Origin of the sequence: Citrifermentans bemidjiense Bem (assembly GCF_000020725.1) — a bacterium.
Taxonomy (GTDB): domain Bacteria; phylum Desulfobacterota; class Desulfuromonadia; order Geobacterales; family Geobacteraceae; genus Geomonas; species Geomonas bemidjiensis.
In genome coordinates, this window is record NC_011146.1 from 3,861,363 (window position 1) to 3,882,218 (window position 20,856).

General features: G+C 60.2%; 17 protein-coding genes. 10 read left to right on the top strand and 7 right to left on the bottom strand.

The features are described from left to right. Positions 1 to 122 precede the first annotated feature (122 nt). The 4 genes from shc (at position 123) to hpnH (ending at position 6,266) form a co-directional block, all read left to right on the top strand. Entirely contained in the window at positions 123 to 2,165 is a 2,043-nt protein-coding gene (gene shc, locus GBEM_RS16765) for a squalene--hopene cyclase (RefSeq protein WP_012531788.1), read from the top strand. A 13-nt stretch (positions 2,166 to 2,178) separates the two neighbouring features. Next, entirely contained in the window at positions 2,179 to 3,168 is a 990-nt protein-coding gene (hpnA, locus tag GBEM_RS16770; RefSeq protein WP_012531789.1) for a hopanoid-associated sugar epimerase, read from the top strand. Between the two features lie 74 nt (positions 3,169 to 3,242). Then, positions 3,243 to 5,150 carry a 1-deoxy-D-xylulose-5-phosphate synthase gene (gene dxs, locus GBEM_RS16775; RefSeq protein ID WP_012531790.1) on the top strand — a complete coding sequence of 636 codons (1,908 nt, stop codon included), beginning with the start codon at positions 3,243 to 3,245 and terminating at the stop codon, positions 5,148 to 5,150. A 117-nt stretch (positions 5,151 to 5,267) separates the two neighbouring features. Further along, on the top strand, positions 5,268 to 6,266 hold the full coding sequence (gene hpnH, locus GBEM_RS16780; RefSeq protein ID WP_012531791.1) for an adenosyl-hopene transferase HpnH: 999 nt from the start codon (positions 5,268 to 5,270) through the stop codon (positions 6,264 to 6,266). 137 nt (positions 6,267 to 6,403) lie between these two features. Here hpnH and GBEM_RS16785 read toward each other — a convergent pair whose 3' ends face one another. Together GBEM_RS16785 and GBEM_RS16790 are read right to left on the bottom strand one after the other, a co-directional pair. After that, entirely contained in the window at positions 6,404 to 6,898 is a 495-nt protein-coding gene (locus GBEM_RS16785) for a type II toxin-antitoxin system MqsA family antitoxin (RefSeq protein ID WP_083770276.1), read from the bottom strand. A gap of 397 nt (positions 6,899 to 7,295) precedes the next feature. After that, on the bottom strand, positions 7,296 to 7,484 hold the full coding sequence (locus tag GBEM_RS16790) for a hypothetical protein (RefSeq protein ID WP_041262840.1): 189 nt from the start codon (positions 7,482 to 7,484) through the stop codon (positions 7,296 to 7,298). A gap of 177 nt (positions 7,485 to 7,661) precedes the next feature. Between GBEM_RS16790 and GBEM_RS16795 the strand changes: the two genes are divergently transcribed. Both GBEM_RS16795 and GBEM_RS16800 read left to right on the top strand, forming a co-directional pair. Then, positions 7,662 to 8,786, top strand: a complete 1,125-nt coding sequence (locus GBEM_RS16795) for a sensor histidine kinase (RefSeq protein WP_012531793.1) — start codon at positions 7,662 to 7,664, stop codon at positions 8,784 to 8,786. 124 nt (positions 8,787 to 8,910) lie between these two features. Next, a complete protein-coding gene (locus tag GBEM_RS16800) occupies positions 8,911 to 9,465 on the top strand; it encodes an NADPH-dependent FMN reductase (RefSeq protein ID WP_012531794.1) in 555 nt (184 codons plus the stop codon). Between the two features lie 226 nt (positions 9,466 to 9,691). Here the strand turns inward: GBEM_RS16800 and GBEM_RS16805 are convergent, their stop codons facing one another. The 3 genes from GBEM_RS16805 to GBEM_RS16815 form a co-directional block, all read right to left on the bottom strand. Beyond that, complete coding sequence (locus tag GBEM_RS16805) at positions 9,692 to 10,432, bottom strand: C40 family peptidase (RefSeq protein WP_012531795.1); 741 nt, start codon at positions 10,430 to 10,432, stop codon at positions 9,692 to 9,694. A 359-nt stretch (positions 10,433 to 10,791) separates the two neighbouring features. Beyond that, on the bottom strand, positions 10,792 to 11,001 hold the full coding sequence (locus GBEM_RS16810; RefSeq protein WP_012531796.1) for a hypothetical protein: 210 nt from the start codon (positions 10,999 to 11,001) through the stop codon (positions 10,792 to 10,794). A gap of 278 nt (positions 11,002 to 11,279) precedes the next feature. Beyond that, entirely contained in the window at positions 11,280 to 11,492 is a 213-nt protein-coding gene (locus GBEM_RS16815) for a GSU3473 family protein (RefSeq protein WP_012531797.1), read from the bottom strand. A 474-nt stretch (positions 11,493 to 11,966) separates the two neighbouring features. Between GBEM_RS16815 and GBEM_RS16820 the strand changes: the two genes are divergently transcribed. The 4 genes from GBEM_RS16820 (at position 11,967) to GBEM_RS16835 (ending at position 17,391) form a co-directional block, all read left to right on the top strand. Next, positions 11,967 to 14,654 carry an OmcA/MtrC family decaheme c-type cytochrome gene (locus GBEM_RS16820; protein WP_012531798.1) on the top strand — a complete coding sequence of 896 codons (2,688 nt, stop codon included), beginning with the start codon at positions 11,967 to 11,969 and terminating at the stop codon, positions 14,652 to 14,654. Positions 14,655 to 14,813: 159 nt separating this feature from the next. Then, complete coding sequence (locus tag GBEM_RS16825; protein WP_012531799.1) at positions 14,814 to 16,115, top strand: porin family protein; 1,302 nt, start codon at positions 14,814 to 14,816, stop codon at positions 16,113 to 16,115. Then, a complete protein-coding gene (locus tag GBEM_RS16830) occupies positions 16,115 to 16,549 on the top strand; it encodes a hypothetical protein (protein ID WP_012531800.1) in 435 nt (144 codons plus the stop codon). Before GBEM_RS16825 ends, GBEM_RS16830 begins: the two co-directional genes overlap by 1 nt. Continuing rightward, entirely contained in the window at positions 16,537 to 17,391 is an 855-nt protein-coding gene (locus GBEM_RS16835) for a hypothetical protein (RefSeq protein WP_012531801.1), read from the top strand. The genes GBEM_RS16830 and GBEM_RS16835 overlap by 13 nt, the downstream gene beginning before the upstream one ends. Positions 17,392 to 17,496: 105 nt before the next feature. Here the strand turns inward: GBEM_RS16835 and GBEM_RS16840 are convergent, their stop codons facing one another. Further along, positions 17,497 to 19,110: a glycerol-3-phosphate dehydrogenase/oxidase gene (locus tag GBEM_RS16840; RefSeq protein WP_012531802.1), complete on the bottom strand. Its 1,614-nt coding sequence runs from the start codon at positions 19,108 to 19,110 to the stop codon at positions 17,497 to 17,499. A gap of 251 nt (positions 19,111 to 19,361) precedes the next feature. After that, positions 19,362 to 20,849, bottom strand: a complete 1,488-nt coding sequence (gene glpK, locus GBEM_RS16845) for a glycerol kinase GlpK (RefSeq protein WP_012531803.1) — start codon at positions 20,847 to 20,849, stop codon at positions 19,362 to 19,364. Positions 20,850 to 20,856 lie beyond the last annotated feature (7 nt).

Below are 20,856 nucleotides of genomic sequence, written 5' to 3' on the forward strand. Positions count from 1 at the left end.
TCCCCCATCAAAAAAATAGTGTACCTTTTAGGAAAACCGTGTTAAGTTCCGGCACTTGTAACAATTAGAGAAAGAGGCTACACTCTGTTAGCTTTAGCCAATCTGACAGAAAGGAGTACGTTGTGACCTCCCCTTTCAAGCACCCCATATCAAACGCACTCACCTCATTCAACGGTAACGTTGCAGAGCCAGAGCAAAGCGTCGAGCAACAGAGTGGAGCAAAGGTGCACCACCTTCCTGCTTCAATCTGGAAGCGGAAGATGGGCAGGGCTAAGAGCCCCCTGGATGTGGCCATTGAAGGAAGCCGCGATTTTTTCTTTCAGGAACAGCTACCCAAAGGTTATTGGTGGGCAGAACTCGAATCCAATGTCACCATCACCGCCGAATACATCATGCTGTTCCATTTCCTTGGGCTGGTTGATCCTGAGCGCCAGCGCAAGATGTCAACCTACCTGCTCTCTAAACAGACCGAAGAAGGTTTCTGGACCATCTATTACGGCGGACCTGGCGATCTCTCTACCACCATAGAGGCCTATTTCGCCCTGAAACTCTCCGGTTACCCGGAGGACCACCCGGCCCTGGCGAAGGCGCGCGCCTTCATCCTGGAGCAGGGGGGGGTCGTCAAGAGCCGCGTCTTCACCAAGATCTTCCTGGCGCTCTTCGGCGAGTTCGACTGGCAGGGGATCCCGAGCATGCCGGTTGAGCTGAACCTCCTGCCGGACTGGGCCTACATCAACATCTACGAATTCTCCAGTTGGGCCAGGGCGACCATTGTCCCGCTTTCCGTGGTGATGCACAGCCGCCCGGTGCGCCGCGTCCCCCCTTCCGCGCGGGTACAGGAACTCTTCGTGCGGCAGCCCACGGCGGCGGACTACAGCTTCGCCAAAAACGACGGCCTCTTCACCTGGGAGAAATTTTTCCTAGGTCTCGACCGCGTGCTCAAGGTGTACGAGAAGAGCCCGCTGCGCCCGTTCAAGAAGACGGCGCTGGCCAAGGCGGAGGAGTGGGTGCTGGAGCACCAGGAACCGACCGGCGACTGGGGAGGCATCCAGCCTGCCATGCTGAACGCCATCCTTGCGCTCAACGTGCTGGGGTACCGGAACGACCACCCCGCGGTGGAACAGGGGTTGAGGGCGCTGGCGAACTTCTGCATCGAGACCGAGGACCAGCTGGTGCTGCAGTCCTGCGTCTCCCCGGTGTGGGACACGGCGCTGGCGTTAAAGGCGCTATTGGATGCGGGCGTTCCTCCCGACCACCCCTCCCTGGTGAAGGGGGCCCAGTGGCTTCTGGACAAGGAGGTGACCCGGGCAGGCGACTGGCGCGTCAAGTCCCCCAACCTGGAAGCCGGCGGTTGGGCCTTCGAATTCCTGAACGACTGGTACCCGGACGTGGACGACTCCGGCTTCGTCATGATCGCCCTGAAGGGGATCCAGGTGAAGGACCACAAGGCCATGGACGCCGCCATCAAGCGCGGCATCAACTGGTGCCTGGGGATGCAGAGCAAGAACGGCGGCTGGGGGGCGTTCGACAAGGACAACACCAAGCACGTACTGAACAAGATCCCCTTTGCCGATCTGGAGGCGCTCATCGATCCCCCAACCGCGGACCTGACCGGCCGCATGCTGGAGCTGATGGGAACCTTCGACTACCCTGTCACCTTCCCTGCGGCGCAGCGCGCCATCGAATTCCTGAAGAAGAACCAGGAGCCGGAGGGGCCCTGGTGGGGGCGCTGGGGGGTCAACTACCTTTACGGCACCTGGTCCGTCCTTTGCGGGCTGGCCGCCATAGGCGAAGACATGGATCAGCCTTACATCCGCAAGGCGGTGAACTGGATCAAGTCGCGCCAGAACATCGACGGCGGGTGGGGCGAGACCTGCCAGTCGTACCACGACCGGACCCTGGCAGGGGTCGGCGAGAGCACCCCTTCCCAGACGGGATGGGCGCTCCTAAGCCTTCTGGCGGCCGGCGAGATGCACTCGGCGACCGTGGTGCGTGGGGTGCAGTACCTGATCTCGACCCAGAACAGCGACGGGACCTGGGACGAGCAGCAGTACACCGGGACCGGGTTCCCCAAGTACTTCATGATCAAGTACCACATCTACCGCAACTGCTTCCCGCTCATGGCCCTGGGGACCTACCGCACCCTGACCAGGACGCAGCCGTGACCGGAGCGCGCGGATGAAAGCATTCGTCACAGGCGCCACCGGGTTCATCGGCGCGAGCATCGTGCGCGAATTGTTGAAGGACGGCTGGGAGGTACGGGTGCTGGCCCGGCCCGGCTCGGACCGCCGCAACCTCTTCGGGCTCGACGTGGAGATCCGGGAAGGGGATCTGAGCGATCGCGAAGCGCTGGTGCAGGCGCTCAGCGGCTGTCAGGCGCTGTTCCACGCCGCCGCCGACTACCGGCTCTGGACACGCACGCCGCAGGCCATGTACGATGTCAACGTCAAAGGGACCCGGGCCATACTGTCGGCGGCTCTCGCGGCGGGGATCGAGAAGGTGGTCTACACCAGCAGCGTCGGGACCCTGGGCACCCCCGGCGACGGCACCCCCGGCGACGAGGGCACCCCGGTGGATTTTTGCCACATGGTGGGGGACTACAAAAAGAGCAAGTTCCTCGCCGAGCGGGCCGCGGAATCGTTTCTGGAGAAGGGGTTGCCGCTCGTGATCGTGAACCCATCGACCCCGGTGGGGCCGATGGATGTGAAGCCTACGCCTACGGGAAAGATCATAGTCGACTTCCTGAACGGCCGGATGCCCGCCTACCTGGACACCGGGCTGAACCTGATAGACGTAGAGGCGTGCGCCCGGGGTCATATCCTGGCGGCGCAGAAGGGGCGAGTCGGGGAAAAGTACATCCTTGGCAACCGCAACCTGACCCTGGCCGAGATATTCGAGATTCTCTCCGGCATCACCGGTCTCAAGGCGCCGCGGGTGAAGCTCCCCTACTATCCGATACTCATGGCCGCCTATGCGAACCATGCACTGTCGGCCGTGACCGGGAAAGAGCCGCTGATACCGCTTGCCGGAGTGCAGATGGCAGCGAAGTTCATGTATTTCGATTCGGGGAAGGCGGTGAGCGAGTTGGGGTTGCCGCTTTGTCCCGTGGAAGGCGCGCTGGAGCGAGCCGTAGAATGGTTCCGCAGCAACGGCTACGTAAACCGGTGAAGCAAAAGCCGTAGACGTTGGACATTGAGTTTCTTTTTTTGCATTGATATCGCTACGGGTTCTCAAGGAGATCCATGTACAAACTGCTAAGCAAGATCAACGGTCCCGACGACCTGAAGAAGCTTGATGCCGAGGAACTGACTCCCCTTGCCGAAGAAGTGCGCGCCTTTCTCCTGGAGACGGTGACAAGGACCGGCGGACACCTCGCCTCCAACCTCGGAGCGGTCGAGCTGACCATCGCGCTGCACTACTGCTTCGATTCCCCCAAGGACAAGATCATCTGGGACGTCGGGCACCAGGCCTACACCCACAAGATCCTCACCGGTCGCCGCGACAGCTTCCACACCCAGCGCTGCTACAAGGGGATCAGCGGCTTTCCCAAGCGCGCGGAATCCCCCCACGACGCCTTCGGCGTAGGTCACTCCTCCACCTCCATCTCCGCCGGGCTCGGCATGGCGGTAGCGCAGGGGCTCAAGGAGGATGCGGCCCGCGTCATCTCCGTCATCGGCGACGGCTCCCTTACCGGCGGCATGGCCTTCGAGGCGTTGAACCAGGCGGGTCATCTCAAGAAAAACCTGATAGTGGTCTTGAACGACAACGAGATGTCCATCTCCAAAAACGTCGGCGCCCTCTCCTCCTTCATCTCGCGCAAGATGACCGGCGGCTATTACCGCAGCCTCAAGAAGGAGATGGAGGCGCTCATGGCCAACATCCCTGCCATCGGCGGCAACATCCTGCACTTCGCGAAGAAGGCGGAGAACTCGCTCAAGGGTTTCCTCACCCCCGGCACCCTCTTCGAGGGTCTCGGCTTCGAGTACGTCGGCCCCATCGCCGGGCACGACCTCCCCACCCTCCTGGGTGTGCTGGAAAACGTAAAACGGCTCGAAGGGCCGATCCTTTTGCACGTGATGACCAAGAAGGGAAAGGGCTACCCGCCCGCCGAGACCATGCCGGACAAGTTCCACGGTGTGGCGCCCACCAAGCCGGCGAGCGCCTCCCCGGCCAAGCTCCCCCCTCCTTCCTACACCAGCGTCTTCGGCAACACCATGGTGAAGCTGGGCGAGATAGACCCGAAGATACTGGCGATCACCGCCGCCATGCCCGACGGCACCGGCTTGACGCCGTTCGCCGAGCGCTTCCCGGACCGTTTCTTCGACGTGGGAATAGCCGAGCAGCACGCGCTCACCTTCGCGGCGGGGCTCGCCGTAGAAGGGTTCCGCCCGGTCGCCGCCATCTACTCCACCTTTACCCAGCGTGCTTACGACCAGATCTTCCACGACGTCTGCCTGCAGAAGCTGCCGGTCACCCTCGCGCTCGACCGCGCAGGCCTCGTCGGCGACGACGGCCCGACGCACCACGGCAGCTTCGACATCTCGTATCTCCGGCACCTCCCCGAGCTGACCGTAATGGCGCCCAAAGACGAGAACGAACTGCAGCACATGCTGAAGACCGCCCTTTACTCGGGGCGTCCCATCTCGCTGCGCTACCCGCGCGGCGCCGGTTTCGGCGTCCCCCTGGACCATGAGCTGCAGGAGCTTCCCATCGGCAAGGGCGAACTCCTTATCGATGGCGGCGATCTCACCATAGTCGCCATAGGGTCCACCGTCCATCCGGCACTGGAGGCCGCGGCCCAGCTAAGGCAGAAGGGAATCTTCGCCGCCGTGGTCAACGCGCGCTTCATAAAGCCGATCGACTCCGAGCTGATCTTGGCCCAGGCCAAAAAGACCGGCTGCCTCGTCACCGTCGAAGAGAACGCGCTTTTGGGCGGCTTCGGCAGCGCCGTGCTCGAACTCCTTTCCGACGCGGGATTGAACGCGGTCCGGATCAAGAGGATCGGCATACCCGACCGCTTCATTGAGCAGGGGACCCAGGCACAGTTGAGGGCGGACCTTGGTCTCGATGCCGCCGGCATCGCCGCCACCTGCGAAACATTCCTCAAAGGGGAGAGCGGAACGTCTCCGCAGCTTGCCGTGGTCAAATAGCTTAAAATCCCCGGGAGTCACCAGATGCGGGACAGGCTGAGCGGAAGATTTTCTCCGGCTTGTCCCGCAACCTTGTTCGTCCGTAAAATCCAGAGCCATAAAGGAAGCCTACTTACCATGCGTTTTCCAATGCGATTGAACTATGATCTGACCAGGTACATCGTTTCCAACAAGCTGAACAAGATAGAGAAGTACCCGCTGGTACTGATGCTTGAGCCTACGCACCTATGCAACCTCGCCTGCTCCGGGTGCGGCAGGATCAGGGAGTACGCCGACACCATTCAGGAGATGATGTCACTGAAGCAGTGCCTCGACTCGGTTGACGAATGCCCGGCGCCGGTAGTCACCATAACCGGCGGCGAACCCTTTCTCTATCCGCACATCTTCCAGCTCATCGAAAAGGTACTGGAGCGCGGCAAGCACATCTACCTCTGCACCAATGCGCTGCTGCTAGAAAAGGCGCTGGACAGCATGAAGCCGCACCCGAACCTGGTCATCAACGTGCACATGGACGGCATGGAGGAGACCCACGACCGGATACTGGAACGCCCCGGCACCTTCAAGATCGCCATGTCCGCCATCCGCAAAGCCAAGCAATTGGGCTTCAGGCTCTGCACCAACACCACCATCTTCAAAGAGACCGACCTGATCGAGATAGAGATGCTCTTCTCGCACCTGAAGGATATCGGGGTCGACGGCTTCTTGGTCGCGCCCGGATTCGGCTACGAGGCGGTGGGAGAAAAGCTTTTCCTGGAGCGTCGGGAAATCCAGAAGAAGTTCGAGGAAGTCTTCGAGATGAGCAAGCGTTTCCGGTTCTTCTCCACGCCCATGTACCTTCGTTTCCTGAAAGGGGCGAAAGAACTCGACTGCACCCCATGGGGGAACCCGACCAGGAACCCGCGCGGCTGGAAGGCCCCCTGCTACCTGATCACCGACGAGCACTACGGGAGTTTTGCCGAGATGATGGAGAAGACGCAGTGGGAGAAGTACGGCGTCGGCAAGGATCCGCGCTGCGCCCAGTGCATGATGCACTGCGGCTTCGAGCCGACCGTGGTGGGAGAGATCGGGAAGAGCTGGAAGGATATCTGGGAGATGTTCTGCTGGAACTTGACCTAAACCTGAGCCCAGCTCAGGGTGGGGTTGCGCCAGAACGAGGCACAGAGCCTCAGGCGGGAGGATGTGACATTCCGCTCTGCCTTTAGAAAAAGAAAAGGGGCCTGTAGGCCCCTTCTTCAGCTTCTACATCTGCTTGATCACGCCGCCAGTTTCCACTCTCTGTCTTGACCCATTTCCACAAACAGTCGTAGAACGGTTGCAGCTTTCCTAGCAGCGCCTTCTCGGTGGTAATCCATGATCTTTTTGCCACGCGCTATGATTTCACGGAAAAGTAACTCATTCGATTTACTCATCTCGACCCGTCCATGTTCCCACTTGCTAACCTGGGTCTTGTCGATTTGCAAATTTTTGGCGAGGTCGGAACTGGACCAGCCCAGAGACTTACGGAGGAACACGATCTCGGGCGCCAAAAGCCGCTCTTCCTTCTTCACAAGGAACTTGGCGATACAGTCATGCAGGCCCTCGATGTTGCGAATCTTGGGCATGACAACGCCACACTCGGGGCATTTCCGAACGGTAATCCCGCTCAGGGTGATGTTCTCAAGACCACATTCGCGATAATGATAGTTCTCAACAGACTCAATGAGTTCACTTCGATCACAAGTAGGGCATCTCATCTCTTCTCTCTCCATGCAGTCACAATCATCAGTTCGTCTTCGCCAATGAAAGTGACGACAACCGCCATCTTCTGAGTTTCAACCCGGTACCGCCAACTCCCGTTTACGTACTCGCTTTACTCGGTTTCAACGGCTCAACCATAATATACGCCCTCGCCACTAGGACACCAACACAAATGTTGTGTTCAATACAACCTGTGACAAAAGCTGTCAGTTGCTGGGCTGCAATTAGATTCTGCGAGCATCCCGCGAGGATACTAATTTCTATCGAAGCTTGTCCGGGTCTAGACGCTCCGGCAGGTCAGGCTTGAACGGCACGACCTTGCGATTGAACGTTACGGTGACGGTCTTCGCCTTCAACAGTCAGAATCCGACGAAGGCAACGATCTTCTGCAGGACCTTCCCCAATGTCTCAAGACATGTACGGCTTCTGGATTAAACCTGCTACATCCTTACCGATAAAGTTCCGGGTCACCTCCTGCCTGTTGTAGCCGCTGGAGATCACCCCCCTGACATCGGTACCGATCCGGCGCGGTTCGACGCCAGTAGATGACAGGATCAAAGAGAAGAGCAGGATGACGAGAAGAAAAAGCTTCGGCATTGACATGACCTCTGCAAAGCGAAAGTCGAAGCCTGCAGCGATATTATTGACAATGGTTATGAAGGAGAATAAATTGAAACGGATTTATGACAACAACTCTTTTTTGTCTTCTCACATAGCTTTTTCGAACCCCCTTCTGATTGGGATCTGCAGCAGTTCTATGACACGGAGGAACCGGTGGATACTTATTTCGCTCCGGCAAAGCGGGCAGACACTGACACCTTGAAGAAAGAAATAGCAACTGTCGCCTGTAACCCGATCATTCATGAATTGTTGAACAGCATAGGCGGGCTGATTGCAGTGCTCGACGAACACCGACAGGTGGTTGCGCTCAACGACTCCCTGCTTCGGGTGATCGGGATCGAAGATCCGGGAGCAGTGCTGGGACTGCGCCCGGGCGAAGCGTTGGCTTGCGTCCATTGCAACGAAGAGCCGTCCGGATGCGGCACCACTAGGTACTGCTCTACCTGCGGCGCCGCCATCGCCATCACCGCGACCCTGGCTCACAACAAGCCTGAGGAGAGGGTATGCGCAGTCACGGCGAACAGGGGGGGTGGATTAGCTGAGTTTTCACTATTGGTGAAGGCAAGCCCGCTAACGATCGAAGGAAGACAGTTCGTTCTGCTCTTCCTACAGGATATAACACTTGAGGAACTGAGAGCCGCGCTGGAGAGAACCTTCTTCCACGACATGGGGAACATGTTGACCGGGCTTTTGGGAGTAAGCCGTTTGCTTGACGCCAAAGGCAACGACTCCATGCTGGTGAACGTGCTGCAACAGTCGGCCCAGAGGCTGTACAAGGAAATGGAAGTCCAGCGATGCCTCTTCAAGAACGACATCAGCGAACTGCGGGTGGCGCGGGAGGAAACAACACCGCAGCAACTGCGGGATGAACTGAAGAACATGTTCGACAGCCATTCGGCAGCAATCGGAAAAACGCTCGATTTGACTGGGGAACTGCCTCAACTGTCCATCAGGACCGACGTCTCTCTGGCGCTGCGGGTGATGTGCAACATGGTGACCAACGGCTTGGAGGCAACGGATGCGTTCGGCAAGGTCAAGGCGTGGTTCGTGGAAAGCGCCGATGCTCTCACTTTCTGCGTCTGGAACGACACCTGTATTCCGGAGGAAGTCCGGTACAGGATCTTTCAGAGAAGCTTCACCACCAAGGAAGGAAACGGCAGGGGCATCGGCACCTATTCGATGAAGCTCATCGGCGAGAAACTTCTCGGCGGCAGTGTGACTTTTAACTCCTGCCAAGAGCAAGGAACTGTCTTCAGGTTCGCACTTCCGAAGGGATAGTTCTGTTTGGCTTCATCCAGGATGCTTTGTAGGGAAGGCGGTTGGGTAGCATTTCGATCTGGAACTGGTATAGTCGTATCTTCTGCAACAAACGCATAGACTATAACGATAAGAGGAGACAGACATGAGCCAGTACCAGATAGCAATTATTGTAGGAAGCCTTCGCAAGGACTCGATCAACAGAAAGCTTGCCCAGGCGCTCATAAAGTTGGGGCCGAGCGAGTTCTCTTTCAAGCAACTGGAGATAGGCGACCTGCCGCTGTACAACCAGGACCAAGACGCAAACCAGGCTGCATCCGTCGTCCGGCTCAAAAACGAGGTCAGGGCCGCCTCGGGCGTCATCTTCGTCACCCCTGAATACAACCGCTCGATCCCTGGGGTTCTGAAGAACGCCATCGACAACGCCTCGCGCCCGTATGGGGACAGCGCCTGGACCGGCAAACCCGCCGGGGTGTTGGGAGCGTCCATCGGGACCATCGGTACCGCGTTGGCGCAACAGCACCTGCGCAACTGCCTGGCCTACCTCGACGCCCCCACGATGGGACAGCCGGAGGTGTTCATCCAGGTAAAGGAAGGCTTCTTCGACGAGGCAGGCAACATCACCAGCGCGGACACCGTTCGTTTCCTGCAGGGGTGGATGGATCGATACGTGCTTTGGGTGAAGCGCCACGCCGAATAGGCATGACGATCCTGGAGCACAAAGAAATGAAGGGGCGGCACCTTGCGGTGTGCGCCCCTTTTTGCGTGCTAGGGATGGATCGGTTGGAAACCGAGCCGGATACAGCCTGGACTGCTTGGACCGTTACCTGCTGAATGCCCGTGGAATCAGCAGAGCATAAAGGGGAGTTTGCTGGAAACGGGGAGAGCTGGAACTGGCACCGGCCGCAGGCGCCGGCACGGGCCCATCAGACGACACGCCTGGCGCCTAGATAACGAGGACGATAGTAGCCGCTGTTCATGTCCGAAATGGTAACCTCCCCCTTCCCCGACGAGGCATGGATCATCTTGCCGTCCCCGAGATAGATCCCGACATGTGAGGGATAGGAGGCGTAGGTCTGGAAAAAGACTAGGTCACCCTTGCGCAGGTCACCCTTGGCGACGTCGACGCCGACGTTGATCTGCTCCCGGGCGGTCCGGGGAAGATCGACCTGGTGCTCGCGGTAGACATGCTGCACGAAGCTGGAACAGTCGATACCCGCAGTTCCTTCCCCGCCGAAGCGATAGGGGGTGCCGAGGTACTGCGCCGCGGTCGCGCCGATGGAGTCAAGTTCGTCCCCCGCTACGGACATGGAGGCCTTGGGCTGCGTCTCAACGGGTGCGGCAAAAGGGGCCGCAGCGGCACATGCCTGTCCACGGGAGAATTCCTTGGCGCCGCGCAGATTCGCCAAAAAGTTTTCCACTGCCCGGGTTTCGGCCCCGGGGGACTCGGCAGCATCCCCCGATAACGAGAGGGAGCTTTGCATCATCTCGATGCGGAGCAGTTCGGCCGCGGCCTGTGGTGCCGCCACCGTTTCCCCCTCCCGAGGCCCGTCTATCGCATCGAGCAGGGCGTCGAAGGAGGATCTCCCGCCGCCCCGCTTGTTGGCACTGCGTATCGCTGAAGCTGTAGCGGGCGTCATTGCCCCCTGTAAAGGCTGAATGCTCATCGTGTCTTTCCTATGGCACCTGTGGTGCTACCTAGCTCACTTCCACCCTTTGGTGGTGGTGATTTTGACAAAATGTCAACGGACCGTCACCGTGCCGTTAGCTAAGTAGCTGAAACGGCATCTGCCGGCCTGACTGGTGCTGGCTAAATCACTCCGCAACAGCAATCTGCAAAAGGGTAGCCAAACAACAGGAGCACGAAGCAAAAAAAGAGAAATTCAGAGAGAAAAGAAGGGCCGGTGCCGTTGCGGAAGACGATGGCACCGGCCCTTTTCTACTTGAAGGGGAGACAACGCCGCAGAAGGCGCCGTTAGGTGATCAAAGGACGAATTATGATGCAGGGAGCAAGTTGCAGCCGGTTCTAATCGCCGAAAGCTTCGCTGTCGTATACCTCGGGGGTTTCCCGCGAGGTCTTCACAACGGTCCCTTTGTAAAGAATATACTGTCTGTGGCAGGCACAGGTATAAGCCAGCTTCACGCTCCAGTGGGCCTGTACATAGTTAGGATAATCATTACGCAGACCGCATTCACAGGTGAATCCGCTTTCGTCATGCTCTATGTTTGTCCCCATGACATCCTCCTGCCGCCCTAACGCACCAAAGAGTCAAAGAGACTTCGCGTATGGGCGGGTTGCCGACAGAGCCCCTGCGCGTTCAATTACTACAGCGCCCAGTCCTCTGACTTGTCTGTCATCTCTATCTTACAATGAAAACCCTTTACGATTCTATGCAGCATCCCCTGAATGTCAAACTCGCCTGAAACTTCCCAGCGCGGCGCCGATAGTAACGTGACCATTGGCCTGATGCCCTATGTGTAAAGGATTTTAAATCAGATAGGAAATTACTTTTGCTAGGCCTGGTTCCTCTTGAAAAGGAAATCACTCCATCTCTCGCCGGACCTGGTCAGCGGTTGCTGCGCCTTGCGTATAGGATCGCGCCCGATCTGAACCCACCCCGAAGATCTCAGAAAAGCGACAATCTTCTTTTCCCGGATCAGGTAGTCAAGCATATATGACGGCACGTTCTTTTCTTCGCCGTTATTGAAAATAACCGGAATTCCCATCTAAACTCACCTCTTGTCTGCTGCTTTCCAGTTTGGACTCACCTCCGTTTCAAAACTCATGCCTAGCCATCAAGCCGATTCTAGCCTAGCTCCGCTCTTAGCTCAAGACAATATTGGTCAAAACCATACGAGTTATCGGCAGCAGCGATCTAACCAGTCAAACCATCCTGCGTCCCCCCTCCACCGTCGCTTCGCACAGCCAAAAAGTACCTTAACCTTACACATTAAGAATGGCCAAAAAACTAAGTTATCACCCTTGCCATTTCATGAATAACTGTTAAGTTACTGTACCATGTTTGAAATGTCTAATAAAAACAGGAGGTGGTCACATGATTGACGTAAAGTACGATAGCTCATAAAGCGTCCCCTCCCCAAGGTCCCCCCCTGAAGCAGCGCTCGCTACGGCTCTCTCTTCCCAGTTCAGCAGCAGCCTTAATGGCAACACAGGCATCTGACCAGAGACAAGGAGGATTTATGCAAGGCACGCTATGGAAAAAGTTTTCAACTTTCTTGATTGCCTCAACTGCTGCAGCCGCACTGTTTCTGGGCGGCTGCGAAGGGGACAAGGGTGATCGGGGTGAACCTGGCAAGAACGCCACCTCATTCACCAATATAAGCTCCCTTACCCCGCAACAGCAGGCAAATCTCACCTTCGACCAGACCAACAGCACGGTTACCAGCGTCTCCATCAGCAGTCCGCCGGTCGTCAAGTTCAAGATCCTCGACAGCAACGGCAACCCCGTGATCGGCATCGGCGCCAGGAACTCGACTGGGCAGCTGCAAAACCTCGGCTTCACCCTCGCGAAACTCGTTCCCGGCACCAACGGCAGCCCGTCTCACTGGGTGAACTACTTAGTGACCACCGTTCCTGCCCCGGGCTCCAGCACACCGGCTGCAGCCAGGCCACCCGAGCGCGACCGTGAGGGGACCTTGATAGACAACGGCGATGGCACCTACCAGTACACCTTCGCCCGCGACATCACCCAGATCCAGACCCAGGTGAACGCCATGACCTTCACCGGCAACAACCGCAGAAGCGACCTGGGCGATTTGACCTATCAGCCGAGCCTTACCCACCGCCTGGTGATCCAGTACGGCGGGACCATCCTGAACACCTCCCCGTCGATTCCCTTCAAAAATGCACTCAACATCGTCTACGATTTCATCCCGGCTACCGGCCAAGTGGTGACCTCCTCGACCTCTAACGCACAGGAGCGCAACATCGTGTTCACCAAGTATTGCAACGAGTGTCACGGAAGCCCAGGCGATCCCAATAACCTCAACGACCTGGGCTTCGGCTTGGGCATCACCACGCCTCATTCCGGCCGCGTCGACACCCGCTACTGCGCGATCTGCCATACGAGCCAGCGTGCCTACGGACACGCCATCTCCGTGGCCACCAACGGCGCCTTCACCGACGGCACTTTCGTCACGGCCGAAACCACCACCGCGGACGTGAATACCGACGACGTGCAGGTGTTGGGCGAGTTCGTGACCATGGTGCACAAGATCCACATGGGGAACAGACTGACCGAAACCGGCTACAACTACGCCGGTGTCACGTTCAACACCATTGCCTACAGCCAGGATCCCGCCCTTTGCCGCAAGTGCCACAGGGGCGACACGCCGCAGCAACTGGCGGTCACGCCGCAGGGTAACAACTGGAACACCATGCCCAGCCGCAAGGCCTGCGGCTCCTGCCACGACAACGTCCACTTCTCGACCGGCCTAAACCACGACGGCAATCTGCCACAGGCGAACGACACGGCCTGCACCGGCTGCCATACCCCGACGGCTATCCAGACTTCGCACGCAAGGGCGCTCGCCAGCCCACTCAACCCGCAGCCGATCGCAGGGCTGACCAACTTCGAATACCAGCTGCAGAGCGCGACCATCAACGGGACCAGCAACGACTTGACCATCGTCTTCCGCATCCTTGGCAATGGCACCCCCATCACGCTGGCCACAGCCGCGCCCGGCCTCACCGCGCCGCTTGCCGGCTTCACCGGCAGCCCGTCCTTCCTGCTGGCCTACGCAAGCCCTCAGTTGGAGACCGGCACAGCAGTTCCGGCCGATTACAACAACCTCGGCAAAGCGGAGGCGCAACCTGCCTTGGTATCCATCGCCGCGCTGCTCAATACGACGACTAACGCAGCTGTTGGCAGCATCGCTGGCCCGGACAGCAACGGCTTCTACACGGCGACCATCAAATCAGCGGCAGCCTTCCCGGTAGGGGCGAGTATGCGCGCAGTCGGGATGCAGAGCTACTTCACCCAGACCGGTTTTGACGCCTCGATCGCCGGCCGCCACACCAAGGCGGTCATCATACCTGTCACGGGCGACACAGCGCGCCGCACGGTAGTCGATCCCGACAAGTGCGCCAGGTGCCACGAGTTCTTCGAAGCCCACGGCGGGCAGCGGGTGTACCAGACCCAGCTCTGCGTAACCTGCCATAACCCCAACCTGAGCACCAGCGGCCGTGCCATCTCCGACGCCAAGCTCGCCGGCTTTGCCTTCACGCCGATCCAGCTCGGCATCCTTACCACCTGGGACCCGGCCTTCAACAAGGCCACCCCTGGATACGCCCTCAGCTTCGCTGAGTTCTCCAACAACTTCAAGGACTTGATCCACGGCATCCATGCCGGGAGCGCGGCAGAGGGCGGTATCCGCACCAACCCCATCCGCGACGTACGTAACGGCCCGGGCACCAACATCACCCTCATCGCCGGCGAAGAGATCACCTTCCCGAATCTGCTCTCCAACTGCGACGCCTGCCACCTGAGCGCCCCCGCCGGCACCAACCGCCAGACCTACAAGGCGAACCTGCCGCCCAACGTGCTGCCGTCGACCCAGGTGACTAGGAACGCCGCCGTCGTGGCCGGCGCGACCACCGCCAACATCACCGCGGCACGCACCACGGTCCCCAACCCCGAGGACCTGGTGGTGGCCCCCATCACCGCCTCCTGCGTCAGCTGCCACGACAGCGCACTGGCCAAGGCGCACATGCAGGCCAACGGCGCGCAGCTTGGCGCCGCCCTGGCAGGGCCGTCCTACACCAACATGGGCGTCCCGCGCTCGACCCTGCCGTCCGCAACCGAGCAATGCGCGCTCTGCCACGGCGAAGGGCGGGTAGCCGACGTCGTAGTGGTTCACCAGAGGTAACAATAAGCGCCACAACCAGCCGGGGCACGATAACCGTGCCCCGGCCCATCGCTCCTCGAAAACACCTGCAGAACCGGGGGCCCATCTGCCCCCGGTTTTATTTGCAACTGCATTTCCCCACCAGCAAACAGAGACGGAACCAAGAAAGGAGGAAATGTCTTGAAAATCCAAAAGAAAATAACGGGAGCCGTCCGTCCCTGTGTTTTGAAGCTAGCGGGAACCGCATTGATTACCTGTTCCCTGCTTGCCTTCGACCACCCGGCGGCTTACGCAACCTCGATTTCCGGAGATTCCCTGACCATCCTGCGCCTGAGGGAGAACAAGCGGGATGACCAACTGTTCCCGCTATACGAGTACCTGAACCTCTCAGCGAGCGACACCGGCAGCCAAGGGACCATATCGGTTCAGTTGGGCGGCTGGGGACGCATCGACCTGGGGGACAGAAGCAGCCAAAGAAGGAGCGACGGAGACATCCAGTATGGCTTCCTGAGCTACCGGGCCAACAAGAACAACCTCCAGTTCAACGCCGGACGCCAGTGGGTAGTCGAGGGGGTCGCCACCGAGAGGCTGGACGGCCTGTACCTGAGAACCGATCTCGTCGCCGGCTTTACCGCGGCGACCTTCGTCGGCACCCCCGTCACTACCAACCCCAACTTCGAAGGGGGAGAGCTGATCTACGGCGGCAGGATCGCCCACACAATGCCCAAGTACTATTCCATCGGCCTCTCGGCTCTAAGAAACGAGACCGACGCTGAAGGCCTGCGCGAAGAGGAAGGGGTGGACCTCTGGCTGCACCCGATACCGCAGCTGGATATAAGCGGCCGCTCCAGCTACAACTCGCTCAGTAAAGGCTGGGCCGAACACGCCTACACCCTCAGTGTGACCCCGATGGACGCGTTGAGGCTGAGCGCATCGATGCAGCGCATCGACTATAAGGACTACTTCTACCATGTCACGACCAGCGCCCTCAGCCTCACCAACGGTATCCTCGATCCCAACGAGGAACTCTGGAACGTCGGGGGGAGCATCGGTTTTCTCCCCACGAAGAACGTGAACGTCGCGCTGGAGTACAACCGCTACGAGTACGAGATCGCCGGCGACGCCGACTACTACGGCGTCACCGCCAGCTTTACGACCCCTACCGCCCTGACCGCCGGTGCCTCCTTCCACCGCATGGACGGCGACACTGGACCTTTGCGCTACAACCAATACCGGGCCTGGGCTACTCAGAAATTCGGACCGGCCGACCTGACCCTCGATTTCTTCGATGTTGATTTCGACAGCAGCATCACCGGGAGAACCAACACCTACTCCCTGGCCGCGGCCGCGGGATACAACTTCAACCGAAGCCTGAGAGTCACAGCGGACATCGACTACCAGAGGAGCACCGACTTCGACAACGAGCTGCGCGGATTGGTGAAGCTGAGTTATGCATTTGGCTTCGGAAAGGAGGGGAAATAGTGAAAAAGATATCGTTGATGGTCCTGATGGGAGTGACACTGTCGTTTCTTTACGCCTGTGCCAACACCAGCAGCATAGCCCGGGTGCACCCCGAGGAGGTAAAGGGACTTCCCAGATGCGCGGAATGCCATACCGACACCTGGACCGCGCTGAACCACCAGGCACAGGACTTCTACCTGAAGCACAAATTCTACGCCGCCCAGCAGCGGGCCGCCTGCTCAACCTGCCACAAGGAATCCTTCTGTGTCGACTGCCATGCACATAAAGAGGAAATCAAGCCCAACGACAAGTACAAGGAGAGGCCCGAGCTGAATCTGCCTCACCGCGGCGATTACCTCAGCCGGCACAGGATCGACGGCAGGATCAATCCCGCCTCCTGCGTTAAGTGCCACGGGAGAGAAAACAACGAGAGGTGCAAGACATGCCATCGATAACCAGACCAGCTCAAGCTGTCATGCTTTGGTGCCTTTTGGTCCTGCTAGTCGCCGGTTGCGGGGACAACAACTCGCACTCAAGTTACGACCCCGACCTGGGTGCCCATCCCGACGACTGGCTTCCAGCCCGGCATGCGACAGCCGCCTTCGGGCACCTGCAGGACTGTACCCCGTGCCACGGCACGGATCTGACCGGCGGCATCTCCAAGGTCGCCTGCACGGGTTGCCATCTGGGCAGCCCAACGGACGTGCACCCGCTTGAGTGGGGGGCGCACGATTACGCACGGCACGGCGAGTGGATCCGGCAGCAAGTGCTGCAAACAGGGCGCACACTGGGGGATATCGGCACCCTGGGGTCCGGCACCCTCGGCACCACGCTCATCGGTCCGGCCACCCAGGTGACTGCTAGTTGCGCCACCGCCTTCTGCCACGGCAGCAACTACCGGGGTGTGGCAAATTCCGGCCCGTCCTGCTTCGATGACCAACCGGGGGTAGTCGATTCCAGCTGCCACATCGGCAACGCCTTCTCGGTCCACCCGATAAGCTGGCTGCCGCCCAGACTCACCACCAGGGTAGGATTCCCCGTCCCGACCATCCTTCCTGCCCACGGCGTGTACGTCGAGACCTACGGCCCCGCCGAGTGCTCGATACCTATCTGCCACGGTACCGGCACACCCGAGACCATACACGTAGGCGCCGGTAGCACCAGGATAACGGGGACCACGCTCACCACGCCGAACTTCGGCCAGACCGGATTCACCGGCTTTGCCATGTTCACCACAGGGACCGCAAGGGTCCAGGTCGCCAACACGGGACGCTCCTGCGCGGCGTGCCATTTCTGACGCCACGGCACTCCTGAAGCAAGCAAAAAGGGGGCCCCGGATCCGATCCGGGAGCCCCCCTCTTTTTGCAGCCAAGGCCTTTTTCCCTCAGCCCCTTTGCTGTGATCACCCCTGTTCCAGCAGGTTTGACAGTTCCGATCGCTCGTGCGCCACCCGCACCTGACTCCATCCCAACTCCTGCGCCATCATCTCCAGCACCACCGGAGCCGCAATCTGCGCCCCCCTCTGGTCCAAAAGCGCCAAAGGAATGCGCCGCTCCAGGAAATCCGAGGGAGAGAGCGCCATCTCGTTCCGTACCGCGTAAAGCACCTCGCCCTTAAGGTAGGGGTGCGGCGGCACCAGCCTCTCCCCCAGCTCTCCCTGGCAAAGCTGCGCCACATCTGTTGCCAATGTCCCGTAGGAGCCGTGCAGATGCAGGGCGACGTCGGGTGGAAGCGCAAAGCGCTTCGCCAACACGGTAGCCCCCTGCGCCTCGAACCCCTTGCCGCCATGCAGCATGATACGGTCGGTGCGGCATGCCCCGCTGGGGGCGAGTCCCATATTGGCGACAGCAAAATCGACCGTGTCGAGCGCCATCTTGCGGTAGGTGGTCCACTTCCCGCCGACGATGGTGATGAGCCCGGTGGGGGAGCAGCTGATGACGTGGTCGCGCGCAAGCTCCGCCGTATCCGCCGTGTAAGGATCATGCACCAGCGGCCTCAACCCGGCCCAGCGCGCCATGATGTCCCCCTCATCCACGGTGAGGTTGAAATAGCGCCGCAGGTGGCGCAGCAGGTAATCAACGTCCTTGTCGTCGGCAACCGGCGTAGTGCCGGCCGTTGCAGGTTCCTCCGTGGTGCCGACCAGGCACATCCCCTGCCAGGGGAGGATGAAGACGACGCGCCCGTCCTCGGTCTTGGGGATCATGATCCCGGTGTCTGCCGGGGCGAACTTCCCTGGGAGCACGATATGGCTGCCGCGGCTCAACCGCAAAAGCGGCGCGGCCGTAGGGTCGTCCATCCGGCGCAGGAGGTCAGCGGAAGGGCCGCAGGCGTTCACCACGCATCGGGCCCGGATCTGCCAGGAAGCCCCCCCCAAGGGGTCCCGCACCAGTGCGCCGGCTACCCTCCCCTTTTCCCGGACCAGCCCGACCACCTCCAGATAATTGCTGAGGGCGGCTCCCTCCCTAAGTGCGGTCAGCGCCAGCGCGACGTTCATGCGGGCGTCGTTGAACTGCCCGTCGTAGTAGAGGACTCCCCCTTTGAGCCCCTTCCCTTTGATCTGGGGAAAACGCCGCAGCATCTCGGAAGGGGAAAGGTAACGGCTGTGCCCGAGGCCCGCCCCGCGCGCCAAAAGGTCGTAAAACTTGAGCCCGGCCCACATGTACGGGACTTGTGCCAGCCGGTACAGCGGCGTGACCAGGGTCAATCGCTGGCACAGGTGGGGCGCGATCTTCAACAGCACGCCGCGTTCGTGCAGCGCGTCGCGCACCAGGTTGAACTGAACCCTGTCCCGGTGCAGGACCGCAGCCTCCAGGTAGCGCACACCTCCGTGCAAAAGCTTCGTGCTCCTGCCGCTGGTGCCGCCGGCGAAATCCCGCCGCTCGGCCAGCGCCACCTTGAGGCCCCGACTTGCCGCGTCGAGCGCGATACCGCAGCCGGTAGCGCCTCCGCCTACCACGAGAAGATCAAAGATCTCCCCCGATTTCAGCCTGTCCAGACGCTCTTTTCTGTCAGTCACCTAAACCTCCAAAACATTAAAGTCATGCACCACAGAGGACACAGAGGCTCACAGAGGAAAACCATAACTGCAAAGGCGTTTAACAGGGATAAAAACGGATGAAAGGGATAAAACCATGCAAAAGCTTCTGGTTTAACCAATATGTTCTTTGTTTTTGCAGTTATCCCCTGTATCCCCTTCATCCCTGTGCAACGTTTAAAAGGGTTTTGTTTTCCTCTGTGTCCCTCAGTGTTCCTCTGTGGTGAGCGCCTTTAGTTCTTTTCCCATCCAAGCGAAAGCCGCACGCACTTCTGCCATCCCCGGTGCAATTCCTCGCGCCGCTCTCGCTCCATCTGCGGCTCGAAGCGGCGGTCCAGCGCCCACTGCGCCGCTATGGCGGAGGTATCCAGCACTCCGGCCCCGATACCGGCCAAAAACGCCGCCCCGAGCGAGGTGCTCTCGGTACAACGCGGACGAAGCACCGGGACACCCAAAAGGTCCGCCTGAATCTGCAACAGCAGGTTGTTGGCAGCAGCCCCCCCGTCCACGCGCAGCTCTTTGAGCGCGATACCGCTCGCCTGCTCCATGGCGCGGATGGCGTCGAGCGTCTGGAAGGCGATCGCCTCCAGCGCGGCACGCGCCAGGTGCGCCTTGGTGCTCCCCCTGGTTAGCCCGGCGACCACACCCCTGGCGTAGGGGTCCCAGTAGGGGGTCCCAAGGCCGGAGAGCGCCGGAACGAAATAAACCCCGCCCGAGTCCGGTACGCTCGCGGCGAGCACCTCCACCTCCCGCGCATTCCCGATCAGCCCCAGCCCTTCCTGCAGCCACTGCACCGCCGCACCGGCGATGAAGATGGAGCCCTCCAGGGCGTACTGCACGGCCTCGCCGGGGAGCTGCCAGGCGATGGTGGAGAGAGCTCCGTCGCCAACGCCGGGGCGCGCCCCGCTGTTCATGACCACGAACGCCCCGGTACCGAAGGTGGCCTTGGCCATGCCGGGGGCGAAGCACCCCTGCCCGAAGAGCGCCGCCTGCTGGTCGCCGGCTACCCCGGCAATGTGGATCTCGGCGCCGGCGACCTCGCCCGAGGTGTGGCCAAACCCCGCAGCACTCCCCCTGACCTCGGGAAGCATCCCGCGCGGGATGCGGAAAAGCCGCAGCAGTTCTTCGTCCCACTCAAGGGTGTTGATGTTGAAGAGCATGGTGCGGCTTGCGTTGGAGATGTCGGTCAGGTGGCTTTTGCCGCCGCTCAGCTTGAACATGAGCCAACTGTCGACCGTGCCGAAGCAGACCTCCCCCCGCTCGGCACGCTGGCGCAGCCCGTCCACCCGGTCCAGAAGCCAGCAAAGCTTGCTCGCCGAGAAGTAAGGGTCGAGCAAGAGCCCGGTCCGCTCGCGCACCATCGCCTCCAGCCCCTGCTCTTTTAGGGACTCGGTCAGCTCAGCCGTGCGGCGGTCCTGCCAGACGATGGCGCGGTGCAACGGCAGGCCCGTTTCCCGCTCCCAGACCACGGTGGTCTCGCGCTGGTTGGTGATGCCGACACCGGCTATTTGGGAGGGCGCGATGCCAGCCTTGGCGACGGCCTCGGTGATGCAGGCCAGTTGCCCTTCCCAGATCTCCTGCGGGTCGTGTTCCACCCATCCCGGGTTCGGGTAGTGCTGCGCCAGCGGCCGGGACGCCGTCGCCAGCGATTCCCCCGAGGCGGCGTAGAGGGTCGCCCTGCTGCTGGTGGTCCCCTGATCTATGGACAAGAGGTATTCCACATCTCCT